We start from the raw sequence: 19,167 nt of genomic DNA, 5'->3' as shown, positions 1-19,167 counted from the left end.
TGGTTGCGCCGCAGGGCAGGGGGCCTATCTCAGGCGAGGTTCGTGCGATCGGGAGGCCGTCATTGGGACGATGGCCATGAATGGATCGCACCCCCGCTCTCTCTGATGGCCGTGCGGCTGGGGCCCGACAGCGCGCGCGATCGTTGAGAAATGAAAGGTGACCAGACACATGGCTCAATCCTACCTTGGCCAGAAGCGTTTGCGTAAATACTTCGGTAAAATCCGCGAAGTCCTCGAAATGCCGAACCTCATCGAGGTTCAGAAATCCTCGTATGATCTGTTCCTGCGCTCGGGCGATCAGCCCCAGCCGATGGACGGCGAAGGCATCAAGGGCGTTTTTCAATCCGTCTTCCCGATCTCGGATTTCAACGAGACCAGCGTGATCGAGTTCGTCAGCTACGATCTTGAAAAGCCGAAATACGACGTCGAAGAGTGCATGCAGCGCGACATGACCTATTCAGCTCCGCTGAAAGTGACGCTGCGCCTGATCGTGTTCGATATCGACGAGGATACCGGCGCGAAATCGGTCAAGGATATCAAGGAGCAGGACGTGTTCATGGGCGACATGCCCCTGATGACGCCCAACGGCACATTTGTCGTCAACGGCACCGAGCGCGTGATCGTTTCCCAGATGCACCGTAGCCCCGGCGTTTTCTTTGACCACGACAAGGGCAAGACGCACAGCTCGGGCAAGCTGCTCTTTGCCTGCCGCATCATTCCCTATCGCGGCTCATGGCTGGACTTCGAGTTCGACGCCAAGGACATCGTCTTTGCGCGCATCGACCGCCGCCGCAAGCTGCCTGTGACCACCCTGCTTTATGCGCTGGGTCTGGACCAGGAAGGCATCATGGATGCCTATTACGACACCATCCAGTTCAAACTGAAGAAAAACAAGGGCTGGGTCACCAAGTTTTTCCCCGAGCGTGTGCGCGGCACCCGTCCGACCTATGATCTTGTCGACGCCAAGACCGGCGAAGTCATCGCCGAGGCCGGCAAGAAGGTAACGCCCCGCGCGGTGAAAAAGCTGATCGACGAGGGCAACGTCAAGGACCTGCTGGTGCCTTTCGAGCATATCGTCGGCAAGTTCGCGGCCAAGGACATCATCAACGAAGAAACCGGCGCGATCTATGTCGAGGCGGGTGATGAGCTGACGCTGGAATACGACAAGGACGGCGACATCACGGGCGGCACCCTGCAGGATCTGATCAACGCAGGCATCACGGACATCCCGGTGCTGGATATCGACAACATCAATGTCGGTCCCTACATCCGCAACACGATGGCCGCGGACAAGAACATGAGCCGGGAAACCGCGCTGATGGACATCTACCGCGTCATGCGTCCGGGCGAGCCCCCCACCGAAGAGGCCGCATCGGCTCTTTTCGATACGCTGTTCTTTGACAGCGAGCGCTATGACCTCTCGGCCGTGGGCCGCGTCAAGATGAATATGCGTCTAAACCTCGACGCGGACGACACCCAGCGTACGCTGCGCCGCGAAGACATCGTCGCCTGCATCAAGGCACTGGTCGAGCTGCGCGACGGCAAGGGCGATATCGACGATATCGATCACTTGGGCAACCGCCGCGTCCGCTCGGTCGGCGAGTTGATGGAGAACCAGTATCGCGTCGGCCTTTTGCGGATGGAACGTGCGATCAAGGAGCGTATGAGCAGTGTCGAGATCGACACCGTCATGCCGCAGGACCTGATCAACGCGAAACCAGCCGCTGCCGCAGTGCGCGAATTCTTCGGCTCCAGCCAGCTGTCGCAGTTCATGGACCAGACCAACCCGCTCAGCGAAGTGACGCACAAGCGGCGCCTTTCGGCGCTTGGACCGGGCGGCCTGACCCGCGAGCGCGCAGGCTTTGAGGTGCGTGACGTGCACCCGACGCACTACGGTCGGATGTGCCCCATCGAGACGCCGGAAGGCCCGAACATTGGTCTGATCAACTCGCTCGCCACCTTTGCGCGGGTTAACAAGTATGGCTTCATCGAAACGCCTTACCGCAAGGTCGTGGACAGTCAGGTCACGGACGAAGTGCATTACATGTCCGCCACCGAGGAGCAGCGCCACACCATCGCGCAGGCCAACGCCAATCTCGACGAGAATGGCCGCTTCGTGAACGATCTGGTCAGCACGCGCCAATCCGGCGACTACATGCTGGCCCCGAACGAGCATGTCGATCTTATCGACGTGTCGCCCAAGCAGCTGGTCTCGGTCGCCGCATCGCTGATCCCGTTCCTCGAGAATGACGACGCGAACCGTGCTCTCATGGGCTCGAACATGATGCGTCAGGCCCTGCCGCTGATCAAGGCAGAGGCGCCGCTGGTCGGCACCGGTATCGAGGGCGTCGTTGCCCGCGACTCGGGTGCGGCCATCATGGCGAAACGTGCGGGCATCATCGACCAGGTCGATGCCCAGCGTATCGTTGTGCGTGCCACGGCTGACATGGAGCCCGGGGACCCGGGCGTCGATATCTACCGCCTGCGCAAATTCCAGCGCTCGAACCAGAACAGCTGCATCAACCAGCGTCCGCTGGTCAAGGTGGGTGACACTGTCGGCAAGGATGAGGTCATCGCGGATGGCCCCGCGACCGATATGGGCGAGCTGGCCGTCGGCCGGAACGTCATCGTCGCCTTCATGCCCTGGAACGGCTACAACTACGAAGATTCGATCCTGATCTCTGAGCGCATCAGCCGCGACGACGTCTTCACCTCGATTCATATCGAGGAATTCGAAGTCGCCGCGCGTGACACCAAGCTGGGGCCGGAAGAGATCACCCGCGACATTCCCAACGTGGGTGAGGAGGCGCTGCGCAACCTCGACGAGGCGGGCATCGTCTATATCGGCGCCGACGTGGAGCCGGGCGACATTCTGGTGGGCAAGATCACCCCCAAGGGCGAAAGCCCGATGACACCGGAAGAAAAGCTGCTGCGCGCGATCTTTGGCGAGAAGGCGAGCGACGTGCGCGACACGTCCCTGCGCGTCAAGCCGGGTGATTTCGGCACGGTCGTCGAAGTGCGCGTCTTCAACCGCCACGGCGTGGAGAAGGACGAGCGCGCGCTGCAGATCGAGCGCGAAGAGGTCGAGCGTCTGGCGCGTGACCGTGACGACGAGCTGGCGATCCTCGATCGCAACATCTATGCCCGTCTGCACGACATGATCCTTGGCAAGACCGCCGTAAAAGGCCCCAAGGGCGTCAAGTCGAACTCGGAGATCACCGAGGAGCTCTTGTCGTCCCTGACCAAGGGTCAGTGGTGGCAGCTGGCGCTCAAGGAAGAGGCCGACGCGCAGATCATGGAGGCGCTCAACGCGCAATACGAGGCGCAGAAGCGCGCCCTCGATGCGCGGTTCGAGGACAAGGTCGAGAAGGTCCGCCGCGGCGACGATCTGCCCCCGGGCGTGATGAAGATGGTCAAGGTGTTCATCGCGGTGAAGCGCAAGCTGCAGCCGGGTGACAAGATGGCCGGTCGTCACGGCAACAAGGGTGTGATTTCCAAGGTGGTCCCGATGGAGGACATGCCGTTCCTCGCGGATGGCACGCCGGTCGATTTCTGCCTCAACCCGCTGGGCGTTCCATCCCGTATGAACGTGGGCCAGATCCTCGAGACGCATATGGGCTGGGCCTCGCGCGGCTTCGGCATCAAGATCGACGAGGCGCTTCAGGGCTATCGCCGTGACGGCGACCTGACCCCGGTCAAGGATGCGATGCAGCTGGCCTATGGCGACGAAGTCTATGCCGAAGGTATCGAAGGCATGGACGAGCAGCAGCTGATCGAGGCTGCGGGCAACGTGACGAACGGTGTTCCGATCGCGACGCCCGTCTTCGACGGTGCCAAGGAGCATGACGTCAATGATGCGTTGAGCCGTGCAGGTTTCGACACGTCGGGTCAGTCGGTTCTCTTTGATGGCCGCACGGGCGAGCAGTTTGCACGCCCTGTCACGGTCGGCATGAAGTACCTTCTGAAGCTGCATCACCTTGTCGACGACAAGATCCACGCACGCTCGACCGGGCCCTACAGCCTCGTCACGCAGCAGCCGCTTGGCGGTAAGGCGCAGTTCGGTGGACAGCGCTTTGGTGAGATGGAGGTCTGGGCACTGGAAGCCTATGGCGCCGCCTACACCCTGCAGGAGATGCTGACGGTCAAGTCGGACGACGTGGCCGGCCGCACAAAGGTCTATGAGAGCATCGTCAAGGGCGAGGACAGCTTTGAGGCCGGTGTGCCAGAAAGCTTCAACGTGCTGGTCAAGGAGGTCCGGGGTCTGGGCCTCAACATGGAACTCCTGGATTCGGAGGGGGAAGAATAGAAAATTCTCACGAATTTTCGTGCTCCGATTTTCTGGCGAAAATCGGGGCCGTTCCCTTTCCGACCTACCCAATATTCGAGGTAACTAAATGAACCAGGAACTGACAAACAATCCGTTCAACCCTGTCGCTCCCGCCGCAGTCTTTGACGAGATCAGAGTCTCGCTGGCATCGCCCGAGCGTATTCTCAGCTGGTCCTACGGCGAGATCAAGAAGCCCGAGACCATCAACTACCGCACGTTCAAGCCCGAGCGGGACGGTCTGTTCTGCGCGCGCATCTTTGGCCCGATCAAGGATTACGAGTGCCTCTGCGGCAAATACAAGCGCATGAAATATCGCGGCGTCGTCTGCGAGAAATGCGGTGTTGAAGTCACCCTGCAGAAGGTCCGCCGCGAGCGGATGGGCCATATCGAGCTGGCCGCGCCCTGCGCCCATATCTGGTTCCTGAAATCGCTGCCCTCGCGCATCGGTCTCATGCTGGACATGACGCTGCGCGATCTTGAGCGGGTGCTCTATTTCGAAAATTACGTGGTGATCGAGCCGGGCCTGACGGACCTCACTTACGGCCAGATGCTGTCGGAAGAGGAATTCATGGACGCGCAGGATGCTTACGGCATCGACGCCTTCACCGCCAATATCGGCGCCGAGGCGATCCGCGACATGCTGGCCCAGATCGACCTCGAATCCGAGGCAGAGAACCTGCGCGCGGACCTTGCCGAGGCCACCGGCGAGTTGAAGCCCAAGAAGATCATCAAGCGTCTGAAAGTCGTCGAGAGCTTCCTCGAATCCGGCAACCGCCCCGAGTGGATGGTGATGACGGTCATTCCGGTTATCCCGCCCGAGCTGCGCCCGCTGGTGCCGCTGGATGGGGGCCGCTTCGCGACGTCCGACCTCAACGATCTCTACCGCCGGGTCATCAACCGCAACAACCGCCTCAAGCGCCTGATCGAGTTGCGCGCGCCCGATATCATCGTGCGTAACGAGAAGCGGATGTTGCAGGAATCCGTTGACGCGCTTTTCGACAACGGCCGCCGTGGCCGCGTCATCACCGGCGCCAACAAGCGTCCGCTGAAATCGCTTTCGGACATGCTGAAAGGCAAGCAGGGCCGCTTCCGCCAGAACCTTCTGGGCAAACGGGTCGATTTCTCGGGCCGCTCGGTCATCGTGACCGGACCGGAGCTGAAGCTCCATCAGTGCGGTCTGCCAAAGAAGATGGCGCTCGAGCTTTTCAAGCCGTTCATCTACTCGCGGCTTGAGGCCAAGGGTCTCAGCAGCACCGTCAAGCAGGCCAAGAAGCTGGTCGAGAAAGAGCGTCCCGAGGTTTGGGACATCCTCGACGAGGTGATCCGCGAGCATCCCGTGATGCTGAACCGCGCGCCCACCTTGCACCGTCTGGGCATCCAGGCGTTCGAGCCGATCCTGATCGAAGGCAAGGCGATCCAGCTGCACCCGCTGGTCTGCTCGGCCTTCAACGCCGACTTTGACGGTGACCAGATGGCTGTGCACGTGCCCTTGAGCCTTGAGGCCCAGCTGGAAGCGCGCGTTCTGATGATGTCGACGAACAACGTTCTGTCGCCCGCCAACGGCGCGCCGATCATCGTTCCGTCGCAGGACATGATCCTGGGCCTTTACTACACCACGCTGGAACGCGCGGGCATGAAGGGTGAGGGCATGATGTTCTCGTCGATGGACGAGGTGCAGCATGCGCTTGACAGCGGCGAGGTGCATCTGCACGCTCGCATCACCGCGCGCATCCCGGTGATCGACAGCGAAGGCAACGAAGTATTCGAGCGGGTCGAGACGACGCCGGGCCGCGTGCGTCTCGGTTCGCTTCTGCCCAAGAACGCCAAGGCGCCCTTCAGCCTGGTCAACCGCCTTCTGCGCAAGAAGGAAGTGCAGCAGGTCATCGACACCGTCTACCGCTATTGCGGCCAGAAGGAATCGGTCATCTTCTGCGATCAGATCATGACGATGGGCTTCCGCGAGGCGTTCCGTGCCGGCATCTCGTTCGGCAAGGACGACATGGTGATCCCTGACAACAAGTGGGACATCGTCGGCGAGACGCGCGATCAGGTCAAAGGCTTCGAGCAGCAGTACATGGACGGCCTGATCACTCAGGGCGAGAAGTACAACAAGGTGGTCGACGCGTGGTCGAAGTGTAACGATCAGGTCACCGAGGCGATGATGAACAACATCTCGTCCGGCAAGACCGACGAGAATGGCGCCGAAGCGGAGCCGAACTCGGTCTACATGATGGCCCATTCGGGCGCTCGTGGCTCGGTCACGCAGATGAAGCAGCTGGGCGGCATGCGCGGCCTGATGGCCAAGCCGAATGGCGACATCATCGAGACGCCGATCATCTCGAACTTCAAGGAAGGTCTGACCGTTCTTGAATACTTCAACTCGACCCACGGCGCCCGCAAGGGTCTGTCCGACACCGCCCTGAAGACTGCGAACTCGGGTTACCTGACACGCCGTCTGGTGGACGTGGCGCAGGACTGCATCGTGCGCGAGCATGATTGCGGCACTGACCGCGCCATTACCACCGAGGCCGCCGTCAACGATGGTGAGGTCGTCTCGTCCATTGGCGAGCGCCTCTTGGGCCGTGTTGCTGCCGAGGACATCCTGCGCCCCGGCACCGAGGAGGTTCTGGTCAAGGAAGGCCAGCTGATCGACGAGGTGACGGCAGACGCGGTCGAGGAGGCGGCGGTGCAGACCGCGCGCATCCGCAGCCCGCTGACCTGCGAGGCCGAGGATGGCGTCTGCGCCATGTGCTATGGGCGCGACCTTGCCCGCGGCACGATGGTGAACCAGGGCGAGGCTGTCGGCATCATCGCCGCGCAGTCCATCGGGGAGCCCGGCACGCAGCTGACGATGCGGACCTTCCACATCGGCGGCGTTGCGCAAGGTGGCCAGCAATCCTTCCTTGAGGCCAGCCAGTCGGGCAAGATCGCGTTCGACGGCGAGCAGACGCTGGAGAACTCCTCGGGCGAGACGCTGGTCATGGGCCGGAACATGAAGCTGCTCGTCCTCGGTGAGGGCGATGTCGAACTGGCCAGCCACAAGCTGGGCTACGGCACCAAGCTGCATGTCAAGGCGGGCGACACCATCGCGCGCGGCGACAAGCTGTTCGAGTGGGACCCCTATACCCTGCCGATCATCGCCGAGAAGTCCGGTACGGCCAAATTCGTCGACCTCGTGACCGGCGTCGCCGTGCGCGACGAAACGGACGATGCGACCGGCATGACCCAGAAGATCGTGATGGACTGGCGCGCAGCCCCCAAGGGCAACGAGCTGAAGCCCGAGATCCTCATCGTGGGCGAGGATGGCGAGCCGATGCGCAACGAGGCGGGCAACCCCGTCACCTACGCGATGTCGGTGGATGCGATCCTCAGCGTCGAAGAGGGCGATGAGGTCAAGATGGGCGATGTCGTCGCGCGTATCCCGCGCGAGGGTGCCAAGACCAAGGACATCACCGGTGGTCTGCCGCGTGTGGCCGAACTCTTTGAGGCGCGTCGCCCCAAGGATCACGCCATCATTGCGGAAATCGACGGCTATGTGCGCTACGGCAAGGACTACAAGAACAAGCGCCGTATCTCGATCGAGCCTGCGGATGAGACGCTCGAGACCGTCGAATACATGGTCCCCAAGGGCAAGCACATCCCGGTGCAGGAAGGCGACTTCGTGCAGAAGGGTGACTACATCATGGACGGCAACCCCGCGCCGCATGACATCCTGAGCATTCTGGGTGTCGAGGCGCTGGCCGATTACATGATCGACGAGGTGCAGGACGTCTACCGCCTCCAGGGCGTCAAGATCAACGACAAGCACATCGAAGTCATTGTGCGCCAGATGCTGCAGAAGTGGGAGATCACGGATAGTGGCCAGACCACCCTCCTGAAGGGCGAGCATGTGGACAAGGCCGAGTTCGACGCCGCCAACGAGAAAGCACTGGCCAAGAACGTGCGCCCCGCACAGGGCGAGCCGATCCTTCTGGGCATCACCAAGGCGTCGCTGCAGACCCGCAGCTTCATCTCGGCGGCGTCGTTCCAGGAGACGACGCGCGTGCTGACCGAAGCCTCGGTACAGGGCAAGCGGGACAAGCTGGTCGGTCTCAAGGAGAACGTCATCGTGGGCCGCCTGATCCCGGCGGGCACCGGCGGCGCAACCCAGGAGATGCGCAAGATCGCCGCAAGCCGCGACAACGTGGTGATCGAGGCGCGCCGCGAGGAGGCCGAAGCGGCCGCCGCTCTGGCCGCTCCGGTGGCGGACGAGGCTGCGGAGTCGGATACCGGCGCCGAGTAAGCTCGGGGTGTGAGACAGTGGAAAGGCCCCGCAGAGATGCGGGGCCTTTTTGCATTGGACGGCCAGTGGAGCGCCCATGAAAAAGGGCCGCCCTCATCCAAGGAGGGCGACCCTGTCTGTGGCAGAAAGGCTGGTGCTTATTCTTTTTTAAGCTGGGTGGTGCGCAGATACGGCTTGTGGGTGGTCCATCCCTGCGGAAACAACCCCTTGGCATCCGCATCGCTGATCGAGGGCGGGATGATCACATCCTTGCCCGGCATCCAGTCGGCGGGCAGGGCCACGCCGTGACGGTCGCTGGTCTGCAGCGCATCGATCACGCGCAGGATCTCGTCGAAATTGCGCCCCACACTCATCGGGTAGGTCATCGTCAGGCGAATCTTCATCTCGGGGTCGATGATGAAGACCGAGCGGACCGCGGCGGTTTCGCTCTCTTCGGGGTGGATCATCTCGTAGAGCTTGGCAATGCTCAGGTCCGGGTCGGCCACGATGGGGAATTTCAGCGTAGTGTGCTGGGTCTCGTCCACGTCCGAAATCCACTTGCTGTGCTCTTCGACCGTATCGGTGCTCAGCCCCAGCGGCAGCACGTCCCGATCAGCAAATTCCTGCGCAAGCTGCGCGGTGCGGCCCATCTCAGTGGTGCAGACGGGTGTGAAATCCGCCGGATGGCTGAAGAAGAACACCCAATGACCCTTGGCCCAATCGCTCAGCTTGATGTGGCCCGTGGTCGTATCGGCCTCGAAATCGGGGGCGCGTTCACCAATTTTCAGACTCATATGTCTCTCTCCATCTATGAATGGGTAGGTAGTTAACATATACTTCAAATAAAGCAATATATGGAATATACCTTATGGCGATGTTATGCGTCTGACCGCTTATACAAATTACGCATTGCGTACTTTGCAACTGGCTGCCTTGCGCGCGCCGGATCTGGTGCGGATCGAGGATGTGGCGACCATCCATGGCCTGAAAAAGCCGAATATCGTCAAGGCCGTGCACGAACTGGGCCGGGAGGGGTATCTCGAGACGCAGCGGGGGCGTGGCGGCGGGTTCCGACTGGCCATGCCGGCAGACCAGATCGTGGTGGGGCGGATCGTGCGGTTGACCGAGGGCGATCTGGAGGTCGTGGAATGCTTCAATCCGTCCACGAATACCTGTCCGTTGATCGACGTGTGCCGCCTGTCGCGCAAGATCAAGGAGGCGACGGCCGCCTTCATGGCCGTGCTGGACGATCTGACCATCGCCGATATCGCCGCCAATCGCGATGCGCTGATGAGCCGCATCGATCCGGCCCTCAGCCAGAACGCGAGCGAGGCACCGTCATGAAGGACTGGACAGAGCGCTTCGAGGGGCTGGCGGCCCTGTCTGGCCCCGTGCGCGACGAATTGCTGGCCGAGGCCAGTATCATCCGCGTTCCGGCGGGCACGGTGATTTTCGGCCCCGGTCAGGCGCCCGAGAACCTATTGCTGCTGCTCGACGGGCAGGTGCGGGTGCAGCAGGTGACCGAGAGTGGCCGCGAAATCGTCCTCTACCGGGTCCATGCTGGGGAAAGCTGCGTTCTGACGACGGCCTGCCTGATGGCGTTCGAGGATTATACCGCCGACGGTTTGGCCGAGACGAATCTGGAGGCTGTTGCCATTCCCAAGCGCGCCTTCGATCACGCCATGGCAACTTCGCCCGAGTTTCGCAGATTTGTCTTTGCCGCCTTCTCGGACAGGATCACCGATCTCTTCCTGACCGTCGAGGAAATCGCCTTCGGTCGCATGGATGCACGCCTTGCGCACAAGTTGCTGGAGCTGAGCGGCAAGAACGATCTGATCACCGGCACTCATGGCGATTGGGCACGAGAGCTTGGCACGGCGCGCGAGGTGATCTCGCGGCAGATGGCCGAGTTCGCCCGGCGCGGCTGGGTCGAGCAGAAGCGCGGGAATGTGCGCATCACCGACCGCCCGGCGCTGACCGAATTCGCGCGGGCGAACCCGATTTGATCCATCGGTAACAACGTCACTGAACTGGCCGGCCAAAAGATATATCTTGAACATAGGTAATCGAGATCATGCGAGATCGATGTATATGGAGGTAAGTCATGTCGACCAATGAAGGCACATTCGACCGCGTGCTGCGCGGTATTCTTGGTTTAATCCTGGTCATCCTGCCGCTTGCGACCGCGATGGCGCTCTTCGCCAACCCGGTGATCTACTGGGGCGCGCTGATCGTTGGCGCGGTTCTGGTGATCACGGCGCTGACCGGCTTTTGTCCGCTCTACCGCGTGCTGGGCGTAAAGACCTGCAGCAAATGCTGACCGAGAAGGAGCGGCCCGTGAGCTATCCCGTGCACATGGACGTCAAACCGGTCGTCTCGGCCCATTTCGACGAGGCGACCAATACGATCAGCTACATCGTCAAGGATCCGGCGTCCGACCATTGCGCCATCGTCGATAGCGTCATGGATATCGATTATGCTGCAGGGCGTATCACCTATGATCACGCCGATGCGCTGATCGCCGAGATCAAGGAGCGCGGCCTGACGCTGGACTGGATCATCGAGACCCATGTCCATGCCGATCACCTCAGCGCCGCGCCCTATATCCAGGAGCGCCTTGGCGGAAAGATCGGTGTCGGCGACAAGATCATGGTCGTGCAGGAAACCTTCGGCAAGGTGTTCAACGAGGGCACCGAGTTCCAGCGGGACGGCAGTCAGTTCGATGCGCTGTTCAAGGATGGTGACACTTACAAGATCGGCGGAATGGACTGCTTTGCAATCTATACGCCTGGTCACACCCCGGCCTGCATGGTGCATGTGATGGGCGATGCGGCCTTTGTGGGCGATACGCTGTTCATGCCCGATGGCGGCTCGGCGCGGGCGGATTTTCCGGGCGGCGATGCGGGTACGCTCTACGACAGTATTCAAAAGGTGCTGGCCCTGCCGGATCAGATGCGCCTCTTCATGTGCCATGACTATGGCCCGAACGGCCGCGACATCGCGTGGGAGACGACCGTGGCCGAGGAAAAGGCACACAACATCCATGTCGGCGGTAGCAAGACCCGCGAGGACTTCGTGCGCTTCCGCAGCGAGCGGGACGCGCAGCTGGCCATGCCGAGGCTGATCATTCCGTCGCTGCAAGTGAACATGCGCGCAGGCGAGGTGCCGACCGATCATGACGGCAAGCCAATGCTCAAAGTACCGCTGAACGCGCTTTGATGAGGTAACCATAAGAAAGGAACCTGAGATGTCCAATAGTCCGACAATCGACAATTTGAACAAGGCCCTGCAAATGGAAATGAGTGCGGCGCATCAATACCAGCTTCATGCGCATGTACTGGAAGACTGGGGGTTGAATGAATTGGCCGCCATGATGCGTGAAGAGCAGGTCGAGGAGATCGGCCATTCCGATCTTTTCATCGAGCGTGTGCTGTTTCTCAAGGGAGAGCCGGAAATCGCTTTTGCTCAACCACCTAAGCGCGCTTCATCCCTCGTGGAAATGTTTCGAGCCGATCTCGCTGACGAGGAAGAAGCACTGGCCTTCTATATTCAGTCCGCCAAGGACGCCGATGCGGTGGGTGATCTGGGCTCCCGAAAGCTCTTTGAGGACATCGCGCTGGACGAGGAGGGCCATAAGGCGTGGCTGGAACTGCAACTCGATCTGATCGAGCGCCTCGGTGAAAAAGCGTACAGCGCCAAATATGTCTCCATCAAGGCCGGCGATGAGGGCGACGGCGAAGCCTGATCAATTAGCCGGGAGCGCTCTGCTCGGCGTGAGGCCGGTTTCAAGCCATGTCTCGGGAACAAAGATCAAGAGGGAAGACGAATAGCTATGGACCCCAAGACAATTTCGGCCCGGTTATCGGTATCGTCGCAGATCGCGCCAGCAGACGTGGCTGCCTTGAAGGAGATGGGTTACCGCTCGATCGTCTGCAATCGCCCCGACGGTGAAGGGCCGGATCAGCCCAGCTTTACCGAGGTCGCGGCGGCTGCGGAAAAACAGGGGATGGAGGCGCGCTATATTCCTATCGAGGGCGGCAAGGTATCGGACGAAGACGCACAAATCTTCGGGTCCGCGCTCGAGACATTGCCGGGGCCGGTTCTGGCCTATTGCCGCAGCGGCACACGCTCGGCGACGCTTTGGTCGCTGAGTCAGGCCAAGGGGCATCCGGTAGCCGATATTCTGGCCGCGACGCAGAAGGCCGGCTATGACATGAGCGGAGTTGTCCGCCGTATCGCCAATGGCGGCAAGACACCCACCGACGCGCCCGATGCGGTGCATGACGTGGTGATCATCGGTGGCGGGGCCGCCGGGATCGCCGTGGCGGCCAGTCTGAAATCGCGCCGCGCCGATCTGGACATCGCCATCATCGAGCCTGCCGAGGTGCATTACTACCAACCCGGTTGGACAATGGTCGGTGGTGGTATCTTTGCGCCCGAGCAGACGGCGAAGACGATGGGCAGCCTGATCCCGAAGGGCGTGCGCTGGATCAAGGCGGCGGTCGCTGCGTTCGAGCCGGAGCAGAACGCCGTCATCCTCGACGGCTGCCGCGTCGTCAAATACAGTCGCCTCATCGTGTGCCCGGGCCTCAAGCTGGACTGGGCGCGCATCGACGGTCTGATCGAGACGCTGGGCAAGAATGGAGTCACCTCGAATTATCGTTATGATCTGGCGCCTTATACTTGGAAGTTGGTGCAGGAGATGAAGCGCGGTCGGGTCATCTTTACCCAGCCGCCTATGCCCATCAAATGCGCAGGCGCGCCGCAAAAGGCGATGTACCTGTCTTGCGATGCCTGGACGCGGCGTGGCGTGCTGGGGGATATCGACGTCAATTTCAACAATGCGGGCGGCGTCCTCTTCGGGGTCAAGGAATACGTCCCGGCGCTGATGGAATATGTCCGGAAATACGATGCGCATCTGAACTTCTTTCACAACCTGATCGCCGTCGATGGCGCGGCGAAAAAGGCCGTCTTCGAGGTGAAAGAGCCCGAGAAAGAGGTCCGGCAGGTCGAGATGGAGTTCGACATGATGCATGTCTGCCCGCCTCAGACCGCGCCCGATTTCATCCGCGTCTCGCCCCTCGCGGACGGGGCGGGCTGGGTGGATGTCGATCAGGCGACGCTGCGGCACAAGACCTATGACAATATCTGGTCTCTGGGCGACGTGATGAACGCGCCCAATGCCAAGACGGCTGCCGCCGCGCGCATTCAGGCCCCGACTGTGGCCGAGAATGTCATCGCCGATATCGACGGCAAATCGGCTGTGGCTCAATATACCGGTTACGGCTCGTGCCCTCTGACCGTGGAGCGCGGCAAGATCGTGCTGGCCGAGTTCGGCTATGGCGGCAAGCTCTTGCCCAGCCTGCCCAAGGCACTGATCGACGGCACCAAGCCATCGCGCGCCGCGTGGTTCTTGAAAGAGCGGATGCTGCCCCCGATCTACTGGAAGGGAATGCTGCGCGGCCGCGAATGGATGGCTGCGCCTGAACGTCCTGGCCAGCACTGATACCGGACACGCGCGGGGCAGGGGAACCTGATCCCCTGCCTCGTGCGTTGTCATCTACAGAATTGAAATTGCGCTACATCACCATGATTTTCAGATATTTCCCAATTCTAGACTGGGGGCGCCGTTACGACCGCGCCACGCTGTCGGACGACCTGGTGGCAGCCGTGATCGTCACGATCATGCTGATCCCCCAATCGCTGGCCTATGCCCTCTTGGCCGGGATGCCGCCCGAAGCGGGGCTTTATGCGTCGATCGCGCCGATCCTGCTTTATGCGATCTTCGGCACCAGCCGGGCGCTGGCCGTCGGGCCGGTCGCGGTGGTGTCACTGATGACCGCGGCAGCGCTTGGGCAGATCGCCGATCAGGGCACGATGGGTTATGCCGCCGCTGCGCTGACGCTGGCCGCGCTCTCGGGGGCGATCCTGCTGGCGATGGGGCTGTTCCGTCTGGGCTTTCTGGCGAATTTCCTGTCGCATCCGGTCATTGCCGGTTTCATCACCGCCTCGGGCATCATCATCGCAGTCAGCCAGCTGCGCCATATCCTTGGCATCGAGGGCGGCGGGCATACCCTGATCGAGCTGGTGCACAGCCTGGCCACCAACCTGCCGCAGACCAACATGATTACGCTGATCATCGGCGTCTCGGCCACGGCGTTCCTCTTCTGGGTGCGTCGCGGGCTCAAGCCGCTCTTGCGCAAGATGGGGCTGGGGCCGCGCATGGCCGATACGCTGGCCAAGGCGGGCCCCGTCGCGGCGGTTGTCGCCACAACCGCCACCGTCTGGGCCTTCGATCTGGGCGCTCAGGGCGTTGCCATCGTGGGCGAGGTCCCGCAAAGCCTGCCGCCCCTGACCATGCCCGACATCTCACCGGGGCTGGTGGGCCAGCTTTTCCTGCCGGCGCTGCTGATCTCGATCATCGGGTTCGTCGAGTCGATCTCGGTTGCGCAGACGCTGGCCGCAAAAAAGCGCGAGCGGGTCAAGCCGGATCAGGAACTGATCGGTCTTGGGGCCGCCAACCTTGGCGCAGCCTTTACCGGCGGCTTTCCGGTGACGGGCGGCTTTTCCCGCTCGGTGGTGAATTTCGATGCGGGCGCGCGCACGCCGGCGGCAGGCGCCTATACGGCGGTCGGGCTGGCCATCGCCGCGCTGGCGCTGACGCCTCTGATCTACTTCCTGCCCAAGGCGACGCTGGCGGCCACGATCATCGTTGCGGTGCTCAGCCTTGTGGATTTCGGGGTGCTGGCGCGCGCCTGGGCCTATTCCAAAGCCGATTTTGCCGCCGTGGCGGCGACCATCCTCATCACCCTCGGCCTTGGGGTCGAACTGGGCGTGTCCAGCGGTGTGGCCATCTCGGTGCTGCTCTATCTTTACAAAACGTCCAAGCCGCATATCGCCGAGGTCGGACGCATCGACGGGACCGAGCATTTCCGGAACATCCACCGACATGAGGTAGAGACGCATCCGCATATCGTCACCCTGCGCGTGGACGAAAGCCTGTATTTCGCCAATGCGCGGTTCCTTGAGGATCACATCCTTGACCGCGTGACGCGGGACAAGGCGGTGCGCAATGTCGTCCTGCAATGCTCGGCCGTGAACGAGATAGACATGAGCGCGCTCGAATCCCTTGAGGCGATCAACACAAGACTGGGCGAGATGGATACGAAACTGCACCTGTCGGAGGTCAAGGGCCCGGTTATGGACCGGCTCGAACGCTCGCATTTTCTGGATGAGCTGACGGGCCGGGTCTTTTTGTCTCAACACGAGGCAATCCAGGCGCTGGCGTGTGAGCAGAACAATGATAACGGTGCCGATATACCCGCACGCGACGCTTGAAAGGAGACATGCGCATGCTGCCTGCAACACCCACTGATTTCACGCCGCTTGCCTCACTGGCCGGAGGCATCCTGATCGGCCTTTCGGCCGTGCTGGTGATGGCCCTCTTTGGCCGTATCGCGGGGATCGTCGGCATCACCGCAGGCGCCGTCGCCCAAGGCGACCGGGCGTGGCGTATTGCCTTCATCGCCGGCCTGCTGGCTGCGCCGGTCGGCTGGCTGCTGGTCACCGGCGGCTATCCGCAGCAGACCGTCAGTAGCAATCTGCCGATGATGGGGCTTGCCGGCCTTCTGGTCGGGATCGGCACGGCGCTGGGTTCGGGCTGCACGTCGGGACATGGCGTTTGCGGCCTTGCGCGCCTGTCGGGACGGTCGCTGGCCGCGGTCATCACCTTCATGCTCTTCGCGGCAGCGACGGTTTTCGCGCTGCGCCATGTGGTCGGGGGGGCAGTGTGATGCGGGCTCTCTTCGGCTTCCTCTCGGGCCTCGTCTTCGGTGTTGGCCTTATCCTTTCGGGCATGGCCAACCCGGCCAAGGTTCTCAACTTTCTCGACGTGTTCGGCACGTGGGATCCCAGCCTTGCCTTCGTGATGGGCGGCGCGTCCCTGACGGCCTTCGTCGGGTACCGGCTGGCCTGGCGGCAGGAGCGGCCAGCCCTGATGGCGAATTTCGAGATCCCGTCGGCCAGCCAGATCGACACGCGCCTTCTGACCGGCGCGGCGGTGTTTGGCATCGGCTGGGGGATTGGCGGATTTTGCCCCGGTCCGGCCTGGACCGCCCTGCCGATTGCCGCCCCCGGCACACTTGTCTTTGTCCCGCTGATGCTGATTGGCATCATAGTGGGGCGGTATCTGAAATAATGAAACTACCAGCTTAGGAGTATGTGACCCATGAGTGATCTCAACGAACCCATCGTCCGCCATTCCGCCTCGACCGGCGCTGGCAGCCCCGATGTCTGGGGCATTTATGAGCCTGATACCGGCTCGATCCAGTATATCTGCGCCTGTCCCGAGACGAAGTCCGCAGCGCTGATCGACGTCGTATGGAACTTCGATCCGAAGAGCTTCGGCACCGATACCCGCAGTATGGACCAGGTCGTCTCGCTGGCCGAGGAGCACGGTCTCAAGATCGAGTGGATCCTCGACACGCATCCTCATGCGGATCACCTGATGGCTTCCGCGCATCTCAAGGCGCGGCTGGGTGTGCCCAATGCGATCGGCGCCAAGGTGCGCGAAATCGCCGAGTTGTGGCGCGATCTCTACAACACGCCCGAAGCGTTCAACCCCGATGCCGATTTCGACCGCCTGTTTGAGGACGGCGATACGTTCAAGATCGGCAATCTGGATGTGTCCGTGATGCTGTCGCCGGGCCATACGCTGGGCTCGATCACCTATCACTGCGGCGATGCGGCCTTCGTGCATGACACGTTGATGATGCCGGATGCGGGCACCAGCCGCTGCGATTTTCCCGGTGGCTCTGCCGATGTGCTCTGGGCCTCGATTCAGGAAATCCTCAGCCTGCCGGGTGATACGCGCCTCTATATCGGCCATGACTATGGCTCGGAAGGCCGCGACACCCCCGCGTGGGAGGCGACCGTGGATGAGCACAAGGCCAGCAACAAGCATGTCAAGGACGGCACCAAGAAGGCCGAATACGTGAAAGCGCGCGAAGAGCGGGACGAAACCTTGGCGCTGCCTGACCGGATGCTGGCCGCCTTGCAGATCAACCTGCGTGGGGGGCAGTTGCCCAAGGCCGAAAACGATGGGCATCACTATCTCAAGATGCCTGTCGACAAGTTCTGAGGCAACGCGATGAGCAACTCCATGTGGGACGATCGCTACGCCGGAGACGGCTATCTTTTCGGCACTGATCCTGCGGGGTTCCTGCTTCGCCAGACGCATCACCTTGCGCCTGGCCGCACGCTGGCCGTCGCCGATGGCGAGGGCCGCAATTCGGTCTTCCTGGCTCAGCAGGGTCTGAGCGTTACCGCCTTCGATGCCTCGCCCGTTGCGGTCGATAAGGCGCGCCGTCTTGCCGAGGCGCGGGGCGTCGAGGTAGATTTCAACGTGTCCGATGTCGACAGCTGGGACTGGAAGCCGGAGGCGTTCGACACCGTTGTCGCCATTTTCATCCAGTTCGCCGGGCCGCAGATGCGCGATATGATATTTGACGGGATGAAGCGTACGCTGAAGCCGGGGGGCAAGCTGCTGCTGCACGGCTACCGACCCGAGCAGTTGGACTATGGCACTGGCGGGCCGCCCAAAGCAGAGAACATGTATACCCGCGACCTTCTGGAAGAAGTCTTCGGCGATTTCCAGATCCTGCGCCTCGAAGCCTACGACCGCGAGATCACCGAGGGGTCGGGGCATGCGGGCATGTCCGCGCTGATCGACCTGATCGCGCAAAAGAAGTCCTGACGCCGCCTCTTATTGCGCGCCGGCAAGTTCTGCGAAGGCGGTGCGCACCCGATCTTCATCCACGTTGAACCTGTCGCGAAAAATCTGCCGCTGGGCGTCCGTCAGCGGCTTGAGTCTGCGTGGCCTGAATTTGGCCTCGCTGTCGTTATCGGCGTGCTTGGCGCGGATATACATGGGCGGGCGCGGGTGGATGATGGACGGCATGATGTGGTGAAGTTTGTGATGACCAAAATTCATGATCGTCTTGTCATCGCCTTCGGCAAAATGCACCGCGAGGCCGCAGGCCCAGAAGGAACTGACGACATCCTCGGCGATGATGCCTTCGGCCGAGAGGGTGGCGGAATATCCGGCATTGAACTCGATCGCCGTGCGCGGCTGACGCCGCCGAAGCCGCGCGGAACGGCGGGCGACCGAGCGCGCGAGCTCGATGAAATCCACCCCCATCGCATCGTCGTCATCGAGACGGAATTGCAGGCTTTCGGGACGGCCCTCGCCCAGCTCGGCCTGGATGGCCAGTTGCAGGGCAAGGCGGTGTTTCAGCGGTTCGCAGGGCACGATCTTGATTTGAGGCACGGGCGCGCAAAGCGCCTCGAGGCGGCTGAGCCAGGGCTGCGGCATGTTCTTGCCGATCACGATGAGAAAGGTGAAGTCGGGATCGGTCTGCGCCGCGACGGAGGGCAAGGTCAAGGTCTCGAAATGCGCAAAGCGCAGGGCCATGCGTGCGGGAGCATAGAGATACGCCTCGCGCTCGGCGACGGTGTCATGCATCCGCTTGAAGCCGCCGAGGGCCGGGTAGGAAAAGCGGCAGACGCCAATCACGCGCAT

The 19,167-nt window shown here is 61.8% G+C and carries 15 protein-coding genes; 13 read left to right on the top strand and 2 right to left on the bottom strand.

All coding sequences use genetic code 11. The features are described 5' to 3' along the window. Positions 1-169: 169 nt before the first annotated feature. Entirely contained in the window at positions 170-4,306 is a 4,137-nt protein-coding gene (gene rpoB / locus ACEWPM_RS03365; protein WP_393961749.1) for a DNA-directed RNA polymerase subunit beta, read from the top strand. Between the two features lie 88 nt (positions 4,307-4,394). Continuing rightward, entirely contained in the window at positions 4,395-8,609 is a 4,215-nt protein-coding gene (gene rpoC, locus ACEWPM_RS03360) for a DNA-directed RNA polymerase subunit beta' (protein WP_393961748.1), read from the top strand. A gap of 137 nt (positions 8,610-8,746) precedes the next feature. On the opposite strand, the gene ACEWPM_RS03355 is transcribed toward rpoC, so the two are convergent. Beyond that, positions 8,747-9,382, bottom strand: a complete 636-nt coding sequence (locus tag ACEWPM_RS03355) for a peroxiredoxin (protein WP_393961747.1) — start codon at positions 9,380-9,382, stop codon at positions 8,747-8,749. A gap of 85 nt (positions 9,383-9,467) precedes the next feature. On the opposite strand from ACEWPM_RS03355, the gene ACEWPM_RS03350 reads away from it, so the two are divergent. The 11 genes from ACEWPM_RS03350 (at position 9,468) to ACEWPM_RS03300 (ending at position 18,342) form a co-directional block, all read left to right on the top strand. Next, positions 9,468-9,932, top strand: a complete 465-nt coding sequence (locus ACEWPM_RS03350) for an RrF2 family transcriptional regulator (RefSeq protein ID WP_393961746.1) — start codon at positions 9,468-9,470, stop codon at positions 9,930-9,932. Further along, positions 9,929-10,594: a Crp/Fnr family transcriptional regulator gene (locus ACEWPM_RS03345; protein WP_393961745.1), complete on the top strand. Its 666-nt coding sequence runs from the start codon at positions 9,929-9,931 to the stop codon at positions 10,592-10,594. Before ACEWPM_RS03350 ends, ACEWPM_RS03345 begins: the two co-directional genes overlap by 4 nt. Before the next feature lie 98 nt (positions 10,595-10,692). After that, positions 10,693-10,908, top strand: a complete 216-nt coding sequence (locus tag ACEWPM_RS03340) for a YgaP family membrane protein (protein ID WP_393961744.1) — start codon at positions 10,693-10,695, stop codon at positions 10,906-10,908. Between the two features lie 35 nt (positions 10,909-10,943). After that, positions 10,944-11,807 carry an MBL fold metallo-hydrolase gene (locus ACEWPM_RS03335; protein WP_393961988.1) on the top strand — a complete coding sequence of 288 codons (864 nt, stop codon included), beginning with the start codon at positions 10,944-10,946 and terminating at the stop codon, positions 11,805-11,807. 28 nt (positions 11,808-11,835) lie between these two features. Next, on the top strand, positions 11,836-12,333 hold the full coding sequence (locus ACEWPM_RS03330; protein ID WP_393961743.1) for a bacterioferritin: 498 nt from the start codon (positions 11,836-11,838) through the stop codon (positions 12,331-12,333). 87 nt (positions 12,334-12,420) lie between these two features. Continuing rightward, entirely contained in the window at positions 12,421-14,094 is a 1,674-nt protein-coding gene (locus ACEWPM_RS03325) for a bifunctional protein tyrosine phosphatase family protein/NAD(P)/FAD-dependent oxidoreductase (protein ID WP_393961742.1), read from the top strand. Between the two features lie 83 nt (positions 14,095-14,177). Then, on the top strand, positions 14,178-15,926 hold the full coding sequence (locus tag ACEWPM_RS03320; protein WP_393961987.1) for a SulP family inorganic anion transporter: 1,749 nt from the start codon (positions 14,178-14,180) through the stop codon (positions 15,924-15,926). Positions 15,927-15,940: 14 nt separating this feature from the next. Continuing rightward, entirely contained in the window at positions 15,941-16,381 is a 441-nt protein-coding gene (locus ACEWPM_RS03315; protein ID WP_393961741.1) for a YeeE/YedE family protein, read from the top strand. Next, entirely contained in the window at positions 16,381-16,785 is a 405-nt protein-coding gene (locus ACEWPM_RS03310) for a DUF6691 family protein (RefSeq protein WP_393961740.1), read from the top strand. Before ACEWPM_RS03315 ends, ACEWPM_RS03310 begins: the two co-directional genes overlap by 1 nt. A gap of 30 nt (positions 16,786-16,815) precedes the next feature. Next, entirely contained in the window at positions 16,816-17,727 is a 912-nt protein-coding gene (locus ACEWPM_RS03305) for an MBL fold metallo-hydrolase (RefSeq protein WP_393961739.1), read from the top strand. A gap of 9 nt (positions 17,728-17,736) precedes the next feature. After that, positions 17,737-18,342: a class I SAM-dependent methyltransferase gene (locus tag ACEWPM_RS03300; RefSeq protein WP_393961737.1), complete on the top strand. Its 606-nt coding sequence runs from the start codon at positions 17,737-17,739 to the stop codon at positions 18,340-18,342. 9 nt (positions 18,343-18,351) lie between these two features. Here ACEWPM_RS03300 and ACEWPM_RS03295 read toward each other — a convergent pair whose 3' ends face one another. Continuing rightward, positions 18,352-19,167 carry a glycosyltransferase gene (locus tag ACEWPM_RS03295; protein ID WP_393961736.1) on the bottom strand — a complete coding sequence of 272 codons (816 nt, stop codon included), beginning with the start codon at positions 19,165-19,167 and terminating at the stop codon, positions 18,352-18,354.

The sequence above is a fragment of the Roseovarius maritimus genome, assembly GCF_043355895.2.
In the GTDB taxonomy this organism is placed as follows: domain Bacteria; phylum Pseudomonadota; class Alphaproteobacteria; order Rhodobacterales; family Rhodobacteraceae; genus Roseovarius; species Roseovarius maritimus.
The sequence above is the reverse complement of the archived record's forward strand: the minus strand, read 5'-3'. Positions and strand labels throughout refer to the sequence as shown.

Excerpts from the sequence above, each read along its gene's own strand:
- rpoB (WP_393961749.1), top strand. The coding sequence starts at position 170 with ATGGCTCAATCCTACCTTGGCCAGAAGCGTTTGCGTAAATACTTCGGT.
- rpoC (WP_393961748.1), top strand. The coding sequence starts at position 4,395 with ATGAACCAGGAACTGACAAACAATCCGTTCAACCCTGTCGCTCCCGCC.
- ACEWPM_RS03355 (WP_393961747.1), bottom strand. The coding sequence starts at position 9,382 with ATGAGTCTGAAAATTGGTGAACGCGCCCCCGATTTCGAGGCCGATACG.
- ACEWPM_RS03350 (WP_393961746.1), top strand. The coding sequence starts at position 9,468 with ATGCGTCTGACCGCTTATACAAATTACGCATTGCGTACTTTGCAACTG.
- ACEWPM_RS03345 (WP_393961745.1), top strand. The coding sequence starts at position 9,929 with ATGAAGGACTGGACAGAGCGCTTCGAGGGGCTGGCGGCCCTGTCTGGC.
- ACEWPM_RS03340 (WP_393961744.1), top strand. The coding sequence starts at position 10,693 with ATGTCGACCAATGAAGGCACATTCGACCGCGTGCTGCGCGGTATTCTT.
- ACEWPM_RS03335 (WP_393961988.1), top strand. The coding sequence starts at position 10,944 with ATGGACGTCAAACCGGTCGTCTCGGCCCATTTCGACGAGGCGACCAAT.
- ACEWPM_RS03330 (WP_393961743.1), top strand. The coding sequence starts at position 11,836 with ATGTCCAATAGTCCGACAATCGACAATTTGAACAAGGCCCTGCAAATG.
- ACEWPM_RS03325 (WP_393961742.1), top strand. The coding sequence starts at position 12,421 with ATGGACCCCAAGACAATTTCGGCCCGGTTATCGGTATCGTCGCAGATC.
- ACEWPM_RS03320 (WP_393961987.1), top strand. The coding sequence starts at position 14,178 with ATGATTTTCAGATATTTCCCAATTCTAGACTGGGGGCGCCGTTACGAC.
- ACEWPM_RS03315 (WP_393961741.1), top strand. The coding sequence starts at position 15,941 with ATGCTGCCTGCAACACCCACTGATTTCACGCCGCTTGCCTCACTGGCC.
- ACEWPM_RS03310 (WP_393961740.1), top strand. The coding sequence starts at position 16,381 with ATGCGGGCTCTCTTCGGCTTCCTCTCGGGCCTCGTCTTCGGTGTTGGC.
- ACEWPM_RS03305 (WP_393961739.1), top strand. The coding sequence starts at position 16,816 with ATGAGTGATCTCAACGAACCCATCGTCCGCCATTCCGCCTCGACCGGC.
- ACEWPM_RS03300 (WP_393961737.1), top strand. The coding sequence starts at position 17,737 with ATGAGCAACTCCATGTGGGACGATCGCTACGCCGGAGACGGCTATCTT.
- ACEWPM_RS03295 (WP_393961736.1), bottom strand. The coding sequence starts at position 19,167 with ATGCGCGTGATTGGCGTCTGCCGCTTTTCCTACCCGGCCCTCGGCGGC.